This is a genomic window from Lactobacillus sp. M0403 (assembly GCF_016101265.1).
In the GTDB taxonomy this organism is placed as follows: Bacteria; Bacillota; Bacilli; order Lactobacillales; family Lactobacillaceae; genus Lactobacillus; species Lactobacillus apis.
In genome coordinates this window covers 463,564-480,156 of record NZ_JACFQV010000001.1, presented here as the reverse complement: position 1 = coordinate 480,156, position 16,593 = coordinate 463,564, and the positions used below count along the sequence as shown (strand labels likewise).

The following is a 16,593-nucleotide window of genomic DNA, read 5'->3' as shown; positions in this document are numbered from 1 at the left end:
TCACATCCTCTCATGCTCTAACCTAATCATAATACGGATTATTTTGTTAGCGTTAGTGATATGCACCTGTTTATATACAGCGCTAATACGAAATATTAGTGGCACAAAAAAACGATGCAAGTTTGCATCGTTTTTAATCTGTTAGTTAAGTTGTCTAATTAGTTCTTTGATTCTTCACTGAGCTTACTTGCAGCAGCATCGTCAATAATTAATGTGACATTAGAGTGGTTTTGTAAAACGGAAGCAGGAACGTCTTCAGTTACAGGACCTTCGACCATTTTCTTAACGGCATCAGCTTTATTTTCACCAAAAGCCATAATAACGATTTCCTTTGCACTCATGATGTTAGCAATTCCCATACAAATTGCTGATTTTGGCACATCATCAATATTGCTGAAAAAGCGGGAATTAGCTTGGATAGTACTCTCAGTTAACTTGACTTCGTGAGTAACAGAATCAAAAGAAGTGCCTGGTTCATTAAAAGCAATATGACCATTTTGACCAAGACCTAATAATTGAATATCAATTGGGTTTTCTTCAATGATCTTGTTGTAGTCATCAGAAGCACCTTGAGGGTCGTTAATGGCTTTAATACCGTCTGGAATATATGATTTCTTGAATGGCTTCTTGTCAAAAAGATTTTTTTGCATAAAGTAGTGGTAACTTTGATCATTATCAGGAGTTAAACCAGTATATTCATCAAGGTTGATACTAATAAGATTGCTATTATCAAGATCACTTTGAGTCCATTCGTTGTATAGAGCTACAGGGGTAGAGCCAGTTGCTAAGCCGATTACCTTAGCACCATTTTCAATGCTCTTTTTAAATAGCTTAAAACCTTCAGTACTACCGTTTTCTTTGTTGTTTGTAATGATAATTTTCATAGTTGAGCCTCCAATTAAGTTAAATTCATTATAAATTGGTATATGCCAATTTGTCAATTAGCTTTGTTAAAATTTTTTTCACTACTGACGCGTTTTTAACTAAGGCCAATTTTGATAACAAAAAAGTCTCAAATAATGTTTGTTTCACATGTAACATTATTTGAGACTAATTAAATGAAATTAGCGACTATTCACTTCTTAGTGCAATTGCGGCATCTTTCTTAGCTGCCATTCTTGCAGGAAGATGTCCACCTAGCATCGTTAAGATAGTAGAAATAACAATTAAAATCAAGGCGTGCACAGGATTTAATTGAGCAACATTTGCTAAGTCAGTCATTGAATATAAAATGCTGTTGATAGGGAAGACGAGTAGTTGAGCAATTACTACACCTAAGACACCTGAGAATATGCCAAGGATAAATGTTTCTGCATCAAAGACGCGTGTGATGTCTTTCTTACGAGCACCTAAGGCCTTTAAAATACCAATTTCTTTTGTTCGCTCCAAAACTGAAGTGTAAGTTAAGATACCAATCATAATCATTGAAGTGACAAGTGAGATTGCTGCAAAGGCAATTAACACAGCTGTGATACCACTTAACAAACCACCTGTCATAGAGGTAACGGCACTCGACATGTCAGTGTAGATGATTTTATCTTGTTTCTTTTTACCCTTATTCCATTGATCAAGGTAATCTAAGACTTTGTCTTTCGAATCAAAGTCATTTGGATAAATCATGATACCAGCAGGAAGAGAAGAACCGCCAATCGATTGCATCATCAGCTTTTTAGCACTGGCATTCATGTTTTGACCAGTCATTACATTACGGTCAGATTTCTTTTGTGCCTTTACAATAGCTGAATTTTGATTCTGCTTGATAACCTTAACAGCTAAACGATCACTATATGCGATTCCGCTTGATAATAGAGCCATTGAATCCTTATTCTTTGGTCTTATTACACTAACAATGCGTAACTTGATTTTGCTATTGTTGTACATTGCTTGGTCAGGTTTTTGTGGCACAAACATACCAGTAGGTAGTTCTTGATAATAGTCATTATTGTCGACTACTTTGAATTCTTTACCAATTAACTTATTAAAATCAAGTTTTTCATCTGCCTTAACTTTAATGCCCAAGTTCTTCAGAATGTTAATGTTAAGGGAGTTCTTGTTATCAACGACCATAACTAAATCAGTTGGCTTGGATGGCCAAGCGCCAGATAGTAATTGGTAGTTATCCTTTAAAAAGTTACCCTTTTTCTTATCTAATGAGGTTGGAAAGACGGTTGAACCCATAAAGGACATGCTTGCTGCTTGAGACTGCATTTGCTCGTACGCTTGAGAAGCAGCCGTGCCAGCAGGTAGCGGTGAAAATTGAACGGGCTTAACCTTACCATTTTCCTTACCAATTAAATTGAGGTTAACACCAACTTGATAAGAAATATTGTTAGCATATTCAGGATTAATCTTCTTTACGTAATCGACGTATTTTTGCGTAATTTTATTTTTATGTGCCGATTGCTGTAACTTGTCCTTTTTAGCAGTTAAATAGCCACGATTTTTGACGTTCTTTTCTGAATCATCACGGTCACTGATACTATTAACGTCCGTGGCCGTTTGCGAGATTGTAACAGGATATTTGGCAAGTGCCTTACTCATCGTAGTATCAATTTGCTTCTGAAAGCCATTGGATAGCGATAAAACGATGGCAATGGAAATGATACCGATACTTGAAGCAAAAGCTGTTAAAGTTGTACGACCTTTTTTGGTCATAATATTGGTAAAACTTAACTTGATAGCATTCCAATAAGACATCTTTGTACGCTTCAAGTTGAAAGTATCTTTTTCATCTTCTGGTGTGAATGGATTTGAATCATCTAAAATTTTACCGTCTTGGAAGTTAACAATCCTAGTTGCGTACTCCTTTGCTAGTTCTGGGTTGTGTGTGACCATGACTACTAACCGATCTTTTGACAAGTTCTGAATTAGCTTCATGATTTGTTCAGAAGTCTCAGTATCGAGAGCACCAGTTGGCTCGTCACAAAGTAAAATATCAGGATCATTTGCTAAGGCACGAGCAATTGCTACACGCTGCATTTGCCCACCAGATAGTTGGTTAGGATTCTTCGAAATGTGATCTTTTAAGCCGACTTGTGTTAAAGCATCAACTGCACGTTGGTGTCTTTCTGAGGCAGGAACACCAGATAAGTTCATTCCTAATTCAACGTTGGCAATGATTGATAGGTGTGAGATTAGATTGTAATTTTGAAAAACAAAACCAACCGAGTTATTACGATATGCATCCCAATCAGTTTCTTTGAAATTCTTAGTGGATTTACCATTAATAATCAAATCGCCGCTATCGTAACGATCTAGTCCACCAATAACGTTTAACATTGTCGTTTTACCAGAACCGCTGGGACCTAGAATTGCGACAAATTCTTGATTGCGAAACGAAATTGAGACATCGTCCAACGCCTTAGTCGTAGTATCACCAACGTGGTAAGACTTACGCAAGTTTTTTAATTGAAGCATGAGTTATTTCTCTTTTCCTTTTTATTAATTCATAAAAATAATTTGGCACTTATAAATAAGTAACACTAAAATTCTTATTATATTAAGCCAATTAGTTAAAAAAAGCCATCCTCATTTTGAAAAATTTTAATTTAGTAATTAAAAAAGTCTCTTAAACAAATTAGAGACTTTTTATCTGAGTTATTGTGCGATTTTAGTATATTGCAATAGTGCATATACTAGGAAGAAAAGAATTATTAAGCTAATCACTATGATATGACGCTTTTTATTGGTAACCAAAATAGCTGCAAATTCGCGAACGATTGCATTGGGCAAGAAATAAAATCTTGTGTATGAACCAACTCCGTTTGCATTCAGCCCAGCCGCTTTAGCAAATAAAGCGGCACGAAAAATATGGTAGTTATTACTGAAAAATTTGGCACGATATTTTTCGCCGCCAAAGTCTTTTGCTGCTACTTTGGCTGAAAATTGCATATTTTGGTAAGTATTTTTTGATTTATCTTCTAATAAGATAGATTCAGGACTAATACCACGACCGATTGCGTATTCGGCCATTGCTTTGGCTTCCGGAATCTTTTCATCTCCTCCTTGACCACCAGACATAATTAATTTTGGCATTTTCCTTCCTTTGTCGACCTGTTTTTGCGCATATTGAATTGCTCGATTAATGCGACTAGCAAGAAGCGGGGTAACAGTCTCACCTTTTGCTAAGCCAGCCCCTAAAACAATGAGGTAGTCTTGATTATATTGACGTGGTACAAATTGGTAAAGTGCTAGGTTAATAAGAAAGTTATAAGCGACCAATAATAGGTAGTTTACTACTGCAGAAGGTGTATATATTAAGGTCTTTTGCCAGGAAGGCAGTTTGCTAAATGGTGCAATAAAAATAATTAACCAAGAAACAAGTAGTGCAATACCAATGAAGAGCGTCAATAAATTTGATAGCGTATGTGCTTCTCTTTTCCAGACAAAGTAAGCATTCCACAAAAAGAAAAGCCAGGAAAAGGTGGTTACTAACGTAATTATGGCAATTATCAACACGATAATGACTTCGTAGGTTAGAATCAACGGCCGCAAACTAGTTGAAAGAACGGCAACAGTTAACCAGACACCAAGCAAGAGAAGAAAAATTGTGAATAATATGCCATTAAGTAAACGGCGTGGTTCTTTAAGCCATGAAAGTAAAAAAAGGGCTAAAGAAGCCAAAACAATTAGCGACAAATAAATAAATGGCTTGTTTTGAGTAAAAAATTGAACAAAGTTAGACATATTTTCCTCCTACAAGAGATATTCTAACCTTATTATAGATTAGCTAGGTTAAAAGTCATAGTAATTGACTAGAGCAAAATACACGTTGTGTTCACTTTGAAAAAATATTCCCTAGGAAATATTCTGGTATACAAAAAAACTGCATCGAATCTATCTAAGGTGACCTAATGATAAGATATTAACGTCAGTATATGATAATATTAGTAGTTAAAGTCTGAAAATCACCACCACTTAATGTATGAAGGAAGAAAATACTAATGAAGAGATTTTTTTATTTCCTGGGTAATATTGTGACAATTATTGTGTCATTTTTTATCTATTCACTCATTCAACTGCTTTATTTTTATCCATTTAAACTACAACGAAAATATCATTTGGATAGTAAGCTCTTTATTGCCATAACTATCTTATTCACTATTATTGGCATATTAATTGTTTATGGAATGTATCGCAGACAATTAAAAAACGAAAATGATTGGGGGGTTAATAGGAAACCTCATTGGGATTGGCATCGCCTTTTGCTTTCTTTTGTCGGTGCCATTTTGCTGGTAATGGTTAACATAGCTGTTCAGGCTGCATTGGGACTTAGCACTAAGACAACATCAGCTAATCAGTCAGCGCTAGATACATTGGCGCGACAGGCAGGTGATTTTTATAAGCCCATGATTGTTTTGATAGCACCAATTTTTGAAGAGACCATTTTTCGGGGTATGGTGTTCAACACTTTTTTTGCAAAAGAAACTCCTTTAAATAGATGGGTGGGAATAGTATTTAGTGGTTTTCTATTTGCCGTCCTTCACGATTCGGGCTTTACGAAGTATATTTTTGTTTATTGGGCGCTTGGGTGTGTACTTGCATGGATTTATACCCAGACAAAGGATTTGCGTTACTCAATTATTGCCCATATGCTGTATAATTCACTTGGTTTTCTCTAAATAATGGAAGAAATAAAAAAGAAAGGTTAAAAACCTTTCTTTTTTTGCTTTAGTAGTAAGTATGTATTAGTTTTTAGTCAAACTATTCTTTAGCAACAAGACCTGTTTGTTTAGGATTTTTAGGCTTAGTTTTGGCTAAAAGAGCTAAACTGATTGAAATCATATCAACAACTTCTTGTAAGATCGCTCCCCAGAATGCTGGAATAACACCAGTGAATGCAACTAACTCGATAAGAATAACAATCGTGATAGCAGTCAAAACATCAACGTTTGCTACCTTCATTGTATGTTTCGAAATTGCAACGGCGTCATTAATTTTGGATAAATCATTAACCATAATAATGGCGTCTGCACTTTCACTTGCTGCAGATGCACCTTTGGCACCCATCGCAATCCCAACATCAGCAGCTGTTAGACTAGGAGCGTCGTTAATTCCATCACCGGTCATAACTACAGGGCGATTATCCTTAGTTACATCTTTAATTGCTTCTATTTTTTGTGCTGGCAACAAATTAGAGCGAATATCTTTAATACCAACTGTTTGACCAATTTGATTGGCAACATCTTCATGGTCACCAGTTAGCATAATCATATGTGCATCACTTTGACGTCTTAAACGAGCAACTGTTTCAGCACTTTCAGGACGTACCTGATCTTTAAAAGTAATGTAGCCAGCGTATTGTCCATCAATTGAGATATAAATCGCAGTAGAGTTAACCGATTTTGCGTGTTTTTCAGAAGTGACAAAACCTAATTTACCAACTTTGACTTCATGACCATCAACTGTTCCACTAACCCCTTGACTTGTTGTTTCTTTAATATTAGTAGCCGGTTTTAGCATTTTCTTGTCTGTTACACTAACGAGTGAATCAGCAATAATATGGCTGGATTGTTGTTCAACACTTGTAGCATAGCTTTGTAAAGTTTCAGCTGAAAAATCACTATTCTCTGCGGGCACGATTTGGTCGATTACAAGTTTGTTTTCTGTTAATGTACCAGTTTTGTCAAATGCAAAGGTTTTTGCAGTTGCAAGCTTTTCGATTGTCGGACCAGATTTAACAATAATATGATGCTTTGACATTGAACTCATCCCTGAAACGAGTGCAACGGGAGCGGAAATTAAGAGTGGGCAAGGGGAGGCAACAACCATTACTTCCGCAAAATTAATTGGGTTTCCTGAGTGAATCCAAGCAGCAATACCGATAGCCAAAGAGATAGCTGTAAATGGTACGGCATAGCGATCGGCCATTTTAACGAATTTAGCTGGTTTAGCTTGTGAAGATTCAACAAGTGAAACAATTGTTTGATATTCTGAGTCACTCGCCTTTTTAGTAACAACCATTTTAACGGCAACATCGCCATTAATTGAGCCAGACATTAAGTCGTCTCCAACATTTTTTTGAACTGGGACTGACTCACCTGTAAGTGATGATTGATCAAAGCTTGATGCACCGTCAATCACTTTACCATCAACAGGAACCTGTTCACCGGGTTTGATTAAAACTTGATCATTGATTTCCAACTGATCAACGTCAACTGAAACCAATTCATTTCCGACAATTTTATTAGCCGTGGTTGGAGAATTACTTAGTAATGAACGAAGCTCTTTGTCTGCTTGGCCGGTAGCGTAATTTTCAAGCGTTTCACCACCAGTCATCATTACTAGAATCATCCATTCTGCCCAGATGTCACCAATTAAAATGGTTGAAACAACGGCAATAACAGCTAAAATATCAACACCATATCGTCCTGACCTAAAATCATTGATGATTTCAAAGAGTAAGGAAAGTGCCATTGCTATTCCGATTACATCTATCAGAATAGCTTCGAAGGGAAATTGTAGATTACCGATTTGAAAAAGGCTTTTGGTATGAATACCAAATTGGCAGACAAGCCCAATTAAACCAATAAAAAGGACAAGGATAAATTTCCATTGTTGCTTAAAACTCATAGTTTGTTCCTCTCAATATAAAAATATAACTTTATGTCTTTAGATTTTAACACTAATTTTTTTAAATTAGAATAAGTCTAAACAACTTTGTTTAAAAATTTTTATTTGGCAAAGAAAAAAGCTAAACCTATTTCATAATTCATGGTAAATAGTAGAGTATGCTACCGGTTGCCAATGCATTGAAGCGAAATAGTTTAGCTTTAAACTAATAGTCCTTTAAATTAATGATATTGTCATTAGGATCTTCAGTTTTATCATCTTTATCGGATTTATGAACATTTTCCTTTTTTGGTTTTTCATCAAGCGTAAAAGTTTTAGTACGCTCAATTGAATCGATTACATCTGCTGATGAGAGGGTAACGAAATTATCGTTATCACCATGATCAGTTGATTCCTCAAAGTATTGGTTGATTTTCTTAATACCATTTTCTGAAAAATGCTCTTCGTGTGCCAAATCAAGTAGTAGTTTCTTTAAACGGCTTGCAGAAACAAGTTCGTGTTCCAAAATTTCTAAAACCCAAGAGAAATTAGTATCCATTGACCGAAAGTGTTTAACCACTCGATCTTTATAGAAGGCATCGGTAATCACTCTGGCGTCCTTTAGATCACTTGAATTTTCTGCCATTTTTTTTAATTGTTCGGCTAGGTCGTGTCGCTCTTTTTCTGATAGTTCTAAGCCCCCTGGGTAGGTACCATTTTCGATAATAGCCTTGACTAAAAATGCTAATTGCTCAGAAATAGTTTTATTTGTCATTTTAGTATCTTCCATTCTGATTAATAAAAGAATAATTGCGCAAATCGCATTTATATAATTAGTAAATTGTTATTAAATAAAATAACTAGCGAAAGCAGCAATTATAGTTATAAATATGTATATAAATACACAAATAAGCGTATAGATAACATAAAATGTACTAATTTTTATAGCATATAGACAAGCAGTGATAATAATATATTCTCAATAAGATAATTATATTACAGTTTAAATAAAAATGGTAAAAAAGCTTAAAATAATTTCAATAAATAAAATAACGTTAGTGACTTAATTTTTGTCATCAATTTGTTTAACTTGATATTTCTTTTCATAATTATGAGCAACGTAATTAAATGCCTTAATCCACTCGCGGCGTGTTAATAAACCTTGGAAAACACCGTAGTCGTCTACTACTGGCAGAAATGCATTATCGACCAGTAAATGCAGCTGGGTTTCAAGTGTTGTTTGGGCAAAATTAATTTTGTCAAAATTTGTTTGCATGACGTCTTTTACCTTTAATTCTGTTAAAGGATCAAGCGTAATTTTGTCGGTTACCATCATTTTATCGGTAATCATGGCGAGACTTAACAGACCAACAACACGATTCTTATTGTCAAGCACCGGAATTTTTGAATATTTGACACGTGTCAATATCATAAATGCATGGTAGAGAGGATTATCATCTTCCACAAATGCAATACGCGATGCAGGAATAATGAATGAGCCGGATTTATCTTCTAATAAGCGTTGAATAGATGGTGAAAACATGTAATATGCCTTTCGTTAGTGAATAGTTGTCGTATAAAAATATCCTACAGCAAAGGAAAAAGGCCCGCAAATTATGCGAGCCTGTTAGTTTTCATCTACTTTGAAGGAGTAAGAATGAATGAAATAAAAAAGTGGGAGTATGTAGTAAGCTGCTATTACTTACTACATTTAGAATACTAACCCATAAATATGAAGTAAAGTTACAAAATATCTTATGAAATAGTAAAGAATTCCTTTAGAAGTTTTAAAGGCATAGAAAAACTCACGTAATGCACGTGAGTCGAAAGGGATAGATATGAAAACGACCGTAAAGGTCATTTCAAGTTTTTTCATTATTTATACTTGGAGGAGTATGAATGAAAAACAAAAAGTTGAGTATGATATGAGATGGAATCTCTTCTATCTCATATCACAGCTTTAGTATAGCTAGTAAATGTGAAAAAAGTATGACGAAAGCAAAAAATAGCATAAAATTTCTGATTTGCAAAAAATTGTTTGTCAAAAGGTGCATTGCTATAATTAGAAAAAGTTTTATTAATTAGTCAGATTTAACTAGAATTCAAGGGGAAATATGAAAGAACAATCAGCTTGTAAAAAAATCGTTTTTTGGCTACGTGTATCAGGCTGGCTTTGCCTATTACCAGCAGCCGCATGGCTTTATCTATTTAGAATAATGATCGGCCACCAGTATCTCTTTTTAATAGAAGTCTTTTTAATCGTCATCTTTGCAGTTTATATTTTAACTACTGCTGATAGCGAGCGCTGGCAGAATCCAGATAACATTTTCAAATTAATGATGTTTGCAATTATTTTTGTCAGTGTAATTGACTTTTTTACTTTATGGTTTGCATACAATGCTAGTCGAAAACTGAATAAGCACTAGCATCTGTAAAATTTATTTAAATTTTGTAAAAAACTTCTTAATGGTGTATTATCCTTTTAAAACAGTAGTACTATATTTGATATAGTATTGTAATGCTGAAATAATAACTGTTGAAAGAGAATGAAGATATATGGTTAAAAAAGAAAGAAAAACTTCGCGGGCGCAACAAATTGGCAAATTTGTTTTAACGACAATCATTTATTGTGCTATCTTAATGGTATTAATTTATTTATATCAATATAGCGGCCTAACTTCGGTTCACTTTATTTACAACGAATTTTAAGGTGGTAAACAATGATTAAAGATGTAATAAAAAAGATTGATGAAATTGCCTTAAACGAACCGAATCGTATTGCGTATGACTATCTTGGTCAAACCAATACTTACGGTGATCTGAAAAAACGCTCGGATGCATGGGCATATCAAATTAACCAACTAGGTCTTTCTCCGGGTAGTCCAATAATGATCTGGGGTGGCCAAACATTTGAGATGATTGCTAGCTTTTTAGGCTGCGTTAAAGCAGGGCATGCTTATATTCCAATTGCCAGCTATTCCAATGCGGATCGAATCTTAACTATCCAAGAAGTCTCTGAAGCAGAAGCAATTATTGCAATTGATCAGCTTCCTGATATCACTCTTCCGCCAATGCAAGTTATCAAGCCAGATGAAGTCAAAAACGGTGACTTTACCCTTGATGCTGAGCAATTTGTTGAGGGAGACGATAATTTTTATATCATCTTTACATCGGGAACCAGTGGGAAGCCAAAAGGTGTTCAAATTAGTCATAATAACTTACTCAGCTTTATTAACTGGGAAATGACTGACTTTGCTTTGCCGGACCATCCAAGTTTCTTATCACAGGCACCATATTCCTTTGATCTTTCTGTCATGAGCCTCTACCCAGCACTAGTTGGTGCTGGTAAGTTAGTGGTTCTGCCGCATGATGTTACAGAAAACTTTGCCCAACTATTTGCGACAATGCCTAAATTGCAATTTAACGTTTGGGTCTCAACGCCTTCATTTGCCCAGATGTGCTTTTTGGACAAAACATTTGATGGTGAACATCATCCAGATCTTACGCATTTTCTGTTCTGTGGGGAAGAATTGCCACATACAGAAGCCAAGCTGCTAAAACAGAAGTTCCCAAATGCAAAAGTCTTCAATACATATGGCCCGACTGAAACGACTGTTGCGGTGACGCAAGTGGAAATTACCGATGAAATTTTGGCTAAATATGATCGTTTGCCAATTGGTAAAGTCAAGGAAGATACCAGAATTACCATTGACAAGTCAAAGGGCGATCAGCCTAACCAAGGCGAAATTGTCATCGAAGGGCCGAGCACATCAAAGGGTTATCTAAATAATCCTGAAAAAACGGCAAAGGCATTCTTTAAAGATCCTGCTGATCAGTATGCAAGTCACCGTTCAGGTGATGAGGGTTTCTTTGACGGCGAAATGTTATTTTACCGTGGCAGAATTGATTTTCAAATCAAATTTAACGGTTACCGAATTGAGCTTGAAGAAATCAACTTTTATTTGGGTAAAAACAAGTTAGTAAGCCATGGAGTTGCCGCACCGAAATATAGCAAAGATCACACTGTTAAACAAATTGTGGCTGAAGTTGAACTAAAAGATGGCGTCAAAGAGCAGTATTCAGAAGAAGAAATCACCAAAATGATTCGTGCTGATTTAGCTGAGAACTTGATGCCTTACATGATTCCGCAGCGCTACGTTTACCGGGAAAAATTGCCGGTATCACAAAACGGTAAGGTTGACATTAAAGCTGTGATTGAGGAGGTTAATAAGTAGTGAATTTTAACTTCATTAATTTACAGCCTTACGCAAATCCCCACTACTTTATTTACCTAATGATTGGACTAATTCCAATTATTTTAGGCCTATATCATGGGCATCGTTTTAAGATCTATGAATGCATCTTTTCAGTTGTTTTCTTATTTCTTGTCTTTGATGCAGATAAATGGCAACAAGGTGTTAGTTTAATTATTTACCTGTTAATCGAGCTAGTAATTACATATTGTTATCTCTATTATCGTAAAAAGGGTAAAAATAAAACGTGGGTCTTTTACCTGGCTGTTTTCCTATCAATTGTTCCCTTAATAATGGTAAAAGTACAAACGGCTTTTCCAAAAGCAAAAATACCGGGTGTATTAGCATTTTTAGGGATTTCGTACATTACGTTTAAAACCGTTCAGGTTATTATGGAAATACGTGACGGTGCCATCAAAGAGGTAAATCTTGGTACCTATCTACGTTTTCTACTATTCTTTCCAACGTTTTCATCAGGTCCAATTGACCGTTACCGGCGCTTTGCTAAAGAATGTGATGTTGCCCCTAAGCGTGATCAATATGTGAATGATTTGGGCTTGGCAACACGTTACCTGTTCCAAGGATTTTTATATAAGTTTGTCTTAGGCTGGTTCTTTGGCACTTACTGGTTACCGCGCATTTCGCGGATGGCACTAATTGCTGGTACTGCGAATGGTGGGCTGAAGCTGTCATGGTGGCTACTAGCTTACATGTACTGCTACAGCATGTATTTGTTCTTTGACTTTGCGGGCTATTCACTGTTTGCTGTGTCAATTTCCTATTTTATGGGCATTCACACACCAATGAACTTTAACAAGCCGTTTCTGTCACAGAACATTAAAGAATTCTGGAACCGTTGGCACATGACGCTATCATTTTGGTTCCGTGACTACATTTACATGCGCTTCACTTTCTTTGCAATGAAGAAAAAATTGTTCAAAAATCCAGTTAGACTTTCACAAGTAGCCTATTTACTTCTGTTTTTAGTAATGGGCTTCTGGCATGGACTGACTTGGTACTACATTGTTTATGGTTTGTTCCATGCGATTGCAATCATTATTAATGATTACTGGATTAGATATAAAAAGAAGCATAAAGACAAACTACCATCAAACAAATTTACCAAGTGCTTGTCAATTTTTGTTACATTTAACGTTGTTTGTTTCAGCTTTTTGATCTTTTCCGGCTTCCTTAGCCAGTTATGGTTTGGCTGGATGTAGAAAAAAGTTATTTAAGGAGATTTAATTATGAATACCAAAGAAGAAGTTTTAGCAATTTTACAAGATTTAACTGGTGAAGATTTATCAGATAAAATGGACGAAAACATTTTTGCCAACGGCCTAATGGATTCAATGGCTAGTGTACAAATGCTGTTAAACTTACAGGAAAAATTTGAAATTGATGTACCTGTTTCTGAATTTGATCGTGAAGAATGGGATACACCAAGCAAAATTGTCGCAAAGGTGGAAAGTTTAGAAAATGAGTAACAAACGCCGACTGTGGCAGATTTTTGGCCCAGTTCTTTGCGCTTTTATCTTGTTACTGGTTATCTTCCTATTACCTTGGGAACGTACTTTTTCACGGGACTCGATTTACCAGGCCGCCAATTCACAAACAACGACGGTTTTTAAGGGCTCGTTAATGAAGCAGGATGCATTTGAAAATGGATATGTACCATTTTATGGTTCTAGTGAATTATCGCGTCTTGATCCACTTCACCCTAGTGTAATTGCCCAAAAGTACCAGCGAAACTATCGTCCTTTCCTATTAGGGGGACCTGGTAGTCAGTCACTGGCTCAATTTTTAGGGATGCAAGGAACAGCAGACGAGCTCAAGGACAAAAAAGCGGTAGTGATTATTTCACCGCAATGGTTTACCAAAATGGGGCAAAACCCCGATGCCTTTGCGCTTTACTATTCGCCTTTACAAGCCTGCAATTTTTTACTAGGAATTAAGAAGGATAGTGTTTCCAGCCGTTACGCTGCCAAGCGCTTTTTGGCAATGCCTGAAGTTAAGGGCACCGTTAAGCGGGGGATGAAGCGAGTAGCAGCAGGTGAAGAATTGACTGATGCGCAACGTTTTATCCTTGAAAATCAGCGGCGCATGCTTAATAACGAAGATAAATTTTTCAGTACATTCCAGTTACGTGACCGAATTAAAAAGATTAAGACGCGGGCTAAACTATTACCAGACACATATTCAGTTAAGGGTTTGAATGAGGTAGCAGACCAAGAGGCTGCTAAGAATACCAATTCAAATTCGTTTGGAATCAATAATCGTTTCTTTAAAACGCGCTTAAACAAGCGGAATTTAATGAAGTTGAAGGATAGTCAGCGTGACTTTGACTATACCAAGTCAGTTGAATACAGTGACTTTGAGTTGATGCTGCAACAATTTGCTAAGCAGCATACTAATGTGCTATTTATCATTCCGCCAATTAATCAAAAGTGGTCAGAATATACCGGTTTATCAGAAGAGATGTACCAAAAATCTGTATCAAAAATTAAGTATCAATTGGCAAGTCAGGGCTTCAATAATGTAGAAGACCTCTCAAGGCATGGCGGTGAAAAGTACTTCATGGAAGATACCATTCACCTTGGCTGGCGCGGTTGGGTTGCGGTTGATCAAGCGGTCAAGCCGTTCATGCAACGCCCTAATGGACGTTATAACTACAACATTCATGATTATTTTTACACTAAAAAGTGGCAAAAGGAACCGCACAAGATTGGTTCAACGGATAAGAGTCCAGTAAACTACAGCTTAAAAGGAAAATAGTGCGCCAGCAAATTGATGCTTTAGGCATCAAGGGTTCAGTTTTGGTCATCAGAAAGGGTAAGATTTTACTCAATTATGCTGATAGCAATACTACTGACACTAGTTACTTAATTAATTCAGCACAAAAGTCGCTAACTGCGGCCATGGTGATGAGATTGGTTCAAGATGGTAAGCTAAGCTTACAAGACCGATTGAGCAAGTTTTATCCGGAGATTCCAGGTGCGAAAAAAATCAAAATTGAGCACTTGTTGGCAATGCGAGCAGGTTTGAACCTCAAGCCGGGTGCCAAACTTGGTAGAAAACACTTTGTTTCAGACCAAGATAATATTGCCTGCGATGTGAAAAAGACTGTTTTTGACCCTAAGTTGTTAGGAAAATGGCATTATAGTTCACTTAATTATGTCTATCTATGCGGAATTATTACTAAGGTGACCAATAAGAGTTATGAACAGTTATTCCATGAAACTTACGTTGAGCCGCTAAAGCTGAAGCATACAGAATTCTTGTGGTCAAAGCCACATCGTATTTTGAAAAGCGGACTAGTGCCCGGGTTCTTTTATCGTAATGGGCATTATGATATTATCAAGCACGAAGCAGCTCTGCGGGATGCGCATAATGAACTTGGTGCAGGCTCAGTTGTAATGTCAAATCAGGATTTGGCAAAGGCAATTCGCTACGTCTTAACAGGTAACTTGTTAACTAAGAGGAGTCGTAAGCTTCTCTATGATGCACAACCGCCAAGTTACTATAATGGTGGCTTATATCACAATGACAAGCAGAAGACCAAACTGGCCAATGGCGCAGGTGAAGGCTATTATACTTTTATGCGTACCACAAATGATGCCAAAACGATGATCATTATTCAGTCGAATCGCACACGCAAAAACGAGTTCGATAAGTTGAAAAAGTCAGTCAATCAAGTCATGCGCCAACTGCTTGAAAGCAAGTAAGGCTGTGAAAATATAATCTGCCGTATCTTGTTTTTTAGTTAATTGCATGCTAAAATTTTGTTGTGTCGCCAGAGAAGAAGTACGAGTTTTCTCCGGTAGCGAAAATATAATATTTCTATATGTGGTCAGTAATGGCGGCACAAACACTGTGTGAGCTTAGTTCCGATGTTGGTGGAACTAGGCTTTTTTGATGCTTTTTGCTAACAGATGAAAAAAAGAGTAGAATATAATTAAATATATCAATAACAGTAAATCATAAAGGGGATAAAATAATGACCAGAGCAGAACTAAAAACGGAGGCCAAAAATCAGCTTCGACATAATTGGGGTTGGGCTGTTTTAGTGACGCTTATTTTTACCGTCGTCTATATTATCTTTTTAGTGCCTAGTGTTAACCGGTCGCTTCAAACTACCAATGGCGTCAATGATGTTATGGGAGGCGCATCCATTGTTTCTATTCTTGCTCCTAATGGCTGGGCTCGCGCGTTTGGTGAGGATGTCCTAGACATTTTAAGTGGTTTCTTTTTTGTTAGTTTTCCACTTGTGTTTCTCCACTTCATTCATGGCGAAAAAATGGGCTATATTAAGGGGCTTTTCGCTGTTTTCACTGATGGCCGCTTTATTCCTGAGTTTCTTAACTACTTTTTAAGCTACATTTTTCAATGGCTTTGGACGCTGTTGTTAATCATTCCTGGAATTGTTAAATCATACTCTTACGCATTAACACCATACATTGTTAATGATATGGTAGCCAGTGGGAAAGAAGTACACGCTACTACTGCTATTACTGCAAGTCGTCAGTTAATGAAAGGCCATAAGTGGGAACTGTTTGTCTTAGACTTAAGTTTTATTCCCTGGTACCTGCTCGGCATCATTACGCTTGGAATTGGCTATCTCTGGTTAGTTCCCTATATTTCAACCACTAAAGCCAATTTTTATCTCAACTTAGCAGGTGATCAATTCAGTAATTAAGGCTAAAAATTAGGCACTTAATGCAGGAATAACTATATTAGTTAGAATAAGCCGCGGATAATAATAGAGTATCTGCTAAGAAAGCCACTTAAG

Annotated in this window: 15 protein-coding genes; 9 read left to right on the top strand and 6 right to left on the bottom strand. The window is 36.4% G+C overall.

Annotation, left to right across the window (positions count from 1 at the left end; all coding sequences use genetic code 11):
* Positions 1 to 158 precede the first annotated feature (158 nt).
* The 3 genes from H3T48_RS02090 to H3T48_RS02080 all read right to left on the bottom strand — a co-directional run bounded on the left by H3T48_RS02090 (position 159) and on the right by H3T48_RS02080 (position 4,686).
* Positions 159 to 884: a glucosamine-6-phosphate deaminase gene (locus H3T48_RS02090; protein ID WP_198188171.1), complete on the bottom strand. Its 726-nt coding sequence runs from the start codon at positions 882 to 884 to the stop codon at positions 159 to 161.
* Between the two features lie 187 nt (positions 885 to 1,071).
* On the bottom strand, positions 1,072 to 3,417 hold the full coding sequence (locus H3T48_RS02085) for an ATP-binding cassette domain-containing protein (RefSeq protein ID WP_198188169.1): 2,346 nt from the start codon (positions 3,415 to 3,417) through the stop codon (positions 1,072 to 1,074).
* Positions 3,418 to 3,597: 180 nt separating this feature from the next.
* Entirely contained in the window at positions 3,598 to 4,686 is a 1,089-nt protein-coding gene (locus tag H3T48_RS02080) for a YdcF family protein (protein ID WP_187158210.1), read from the bottom strand.
* Positions 4,687 to 4,943: 257 nt separating this feature from the next.
* On the opposite strand from H3T48_RS02080, the gene H3T48_RS02075 reads away from it, so the two are divergent.
* Complete coding sequence (locus H3T48_RS02075; protein WP_198188167.1) at positions 4,944 to 5,621, top strand: CPBP family intramembrane glutamic endopeptidase; 678 nt, start codon at positions 4,944 to 4,946, stop codon at positions 5,619 to 5,621.
* An 82-nt stretch (positions 5,622 to 5,703) separates the two neighbouring features.
* On the opposite strand, the gene H3T48_RS02070 is transcribed toward H3T48_RS02075, so the two are convergent.
* From H3T48_RS02070 to cbpB, 3 genes are all read right to left on the bottom strand, one after another.
* Positions 5,704 to 7,572, bottom strand: a complete 1,869-nt coding sequence (locus H3T48_RS02070; RefSeq protein WP_198188165.1) for a heavy metal translocating P-type ATPase — start codon at positions 7,570 to 7,572, stop codon at positions 5,704 to 5,706.
* A 205-nt stretch (positions 7,573 to 7,777) separates the two neighbouring features.
* Positions 7,778 to 8,326 carry a hypothetical protein gene (locus H3T48_RS02065; protein ID WP_198188157.1) on the bottom strand — a complete coding sequence of 183 codons (549 nt, stop codon included), beginning with the start codon at positions 8,324 to 8,326 and terminating at the stop codon, positions 7,778 to 7,780.
* 288 nt (positions 8,327 to 8,614) lie between these two features.
* Positions 8,615 to 9,094 carry a cyclic-di-AMP-binding protein CbpB gene (cbpB, locus tag H3T48_RS02060; protein WP_109715996.1) on the bottom strand — a complete coding sequence of 160 codons (480 nt, stop codon included), beginning with the start codon at positions 9,092 to 9,094 and terminating at the stop codon, positions 8,615 to 8,617.
* A gap of 571 nt (positions 9,095 to 9,665) precedes the next feature.
* Here cbpB and H3T48_RS02055 point away from each other — a divergent pair.
* The 8 genes from H3T48_RS02055 (at position 9,666) to H3T48_RS02020 (ending at position 16,500) form a co-directional block, all read left to right on the top strand.
* Complete coding sequence (locus tag H3T48_RS02055) at positions 9,666 to 9,977, top strand: hypothetical protein (protein ID WP_187158213.1); 312 nt, start codon at positions 9,666 to 9,668, stop codon at positions 9,975 to 9,977.
* 130 nt (positions 9,978 to 10,107) lie between these two features.
* Complete coding sequence (locus tag H3T48_RS02050) at positions 10,108 to 10,260, top strand: teichoic acid D-Ala incorporation-associated protein DltX (RefSeq protein ID WP_046308033.1); 153 nt, start codon at positions 10,108 to 10,110, stop codon at positions 10,258 to 10,260.
* A gap of 11 nt (positions 10,261 to 10,271) precedes the next feature.
* A complete protein-coding gene (gene dltA / locus H3T48_RS02045; protein ID WP_198188156.1) occupies positions 10,272 to 11,786 on the top strand; it encodes a D-alanine--poly(phosphoribitol) ligase subunit DltA in 1,515 nt (504 codons plus the stop codon).
* The gene (dltB, locus tag H3T48_RS02040) at positions 11,786 to 13,024 is read left to right on the top strand and encodes a D-alanyl-lipoteichoic acid biosynthesis protein DltB (protein ID WP_074426180.1); all 1,239 of its coding nucleotides are present in this window, start codon (positions 11,786 to 11,788) and stop codon (positions 13,022 to 13,024) included. Before dltA ends, dltB begins: the two co-directional genes overlap by 1 nt.
* A 27-nt stretch (positions 13,025 to 13,051) precedes the next feature.
* The gene (gene dltC, locus H3T48_RS02035) at positions 13,052 to 13,291 is read left to right on the top strand and encodes a D-alanine--poly(phosphoribitol) ligase subunit DltC (RefSeq protein ID WP_046308026.1); all 240 of its coding nucleotides are present in this window, start codon (positions 13,052 to 13,054) and stop codon (positions 13,289 to 13,291) included.
* Complete coding sequence (gene dltD / locus H3T48_RS02030; protein ID WP_198188153.1) at positions 13,284 to 14,579, top strand: D-alanyl-lipoteichoic acid biosynthesis protein DltD; 1,296 nt, start codon at positions 13,284 to 13,286, stop codon at positions 14,577 to 14,579. Before dltC ends, dltD begins: the two co-directional genes overlap by 8 nt.
* Complete coding sequence (locus H3T48_RS02025; protein WP_074426182.1) at positions 14,579 to 15,529, top strand: serine hydrolase; 951 nt, start codon at positions 14,579 to 14,581, stop codon at positions 15,527 to 15,529. Before dltD ends, H3T48_RS02025 begins: the two co-directional genes overlap by 1 nt.
* Positions 15,530 to 15,801: 272 nt before the next feature.
* Complete coding sequence (locus H3T48_RS02020; RefSeq protein ID WP_198188150.1) at positions 15,802 to 16,500, top strand: DUF975 family protein; 699 nt, start codon at positions 15,802 to 15,804, stop codon at positions 16,498 to 16,500.
* Positions 16,501 to 16,593 lie beyond the last annotated feature (93 nt).

Bases quoted from the DNA above. Each gene is read 5' to 3' on its own strand.
- H3T48_RS02090 (WP_198188171.1), bottom strand. From the start codon at position 884: ATGAAAATTATCATTACAAACAACAAAGAAAACGGTAGTACTGAAGGT.
- H3T48_RS02085 (WP_198188169.1), bottom strand. From the start codon at position 3,417: ATGCTTCAATTAAAAAACTTGCGTAAGTCTTACCACGTTGGTGATACT.
- H3T48_RS02080 (WP_187158210.1), bottom strand. From the start codon at position 4,686: ATGTCTAACTTTGTTCAATTTTTTACTCAAAACAAGCCATTTATTTAT.
- H3T48_RS02075 (WP_198188167.1), top strand. From the start codon at position 4,944: ATGAAGAGATTTTTTTATTTCCTGGGTAATATTGTGACAATTATTGTG.
- H3T48_RS02070 (WP_198188165.1), bottom strand. From the start codon at position 7,572: ATGAGTTTTAAGCAACAATGGAAATTTATCCTTGTCCTTTTTATTGGT.
- H3T48_RS02065 (WP_198188157.1), bottom strand. From the start codon at position 8,326: ATGACAAATAAAACTATTTCTGAGCAATTAGCATTTTTAGTCAAGGCT.
- cbpB (WP_109715996.1), bottom strand. From the start codon at position 9,094: ATGTTTTCACCATCTATTCAACGCTTATTAGAAGATAAATCCGGCTCA.
- H3T48_RS02055 (WP_187158213.1), top strand. From the start codon at position 9,666: ATGAAAGAACAATCAGCTTGTAAAAAAATCGTTTTTTGGCTACGTGTA.
- H3T48_RS02050 (WP_046308033.1), top strand. From the start codon at position 10,108: ATGGTTAAAAAAGAAAGAAAAACTTCGCGGGCGCAACAAATTGGCAAA.
- dltA (WP_198188156.1), top strand. From the start codon at position 10,272: ATGATTAAAGATGTAATAAAAAAGATTGATGAAATTGCCTTAAACGAA.
- dltC (WP_046308026.1), top strand. From the start codon at position 13,052: ATGAATACCAAAGAAGAAGTTTTAGCAATTTTACAAGATTTAACTGGT.
- dltD (WP_198188153.1), top strand. From the start codon at position 13,284: ATGAGTAACAAACGCCGACTGTGGCAGATTTTTGGCCCAGTTCTTTGC.
- H3T48_RS02020 (WP_198188150.1), top strand. From the start codon at position 15,802: ATGACCAGAGCAGAACTAAAAACGGAGGCCAAAAATCAGCTTCGACAT.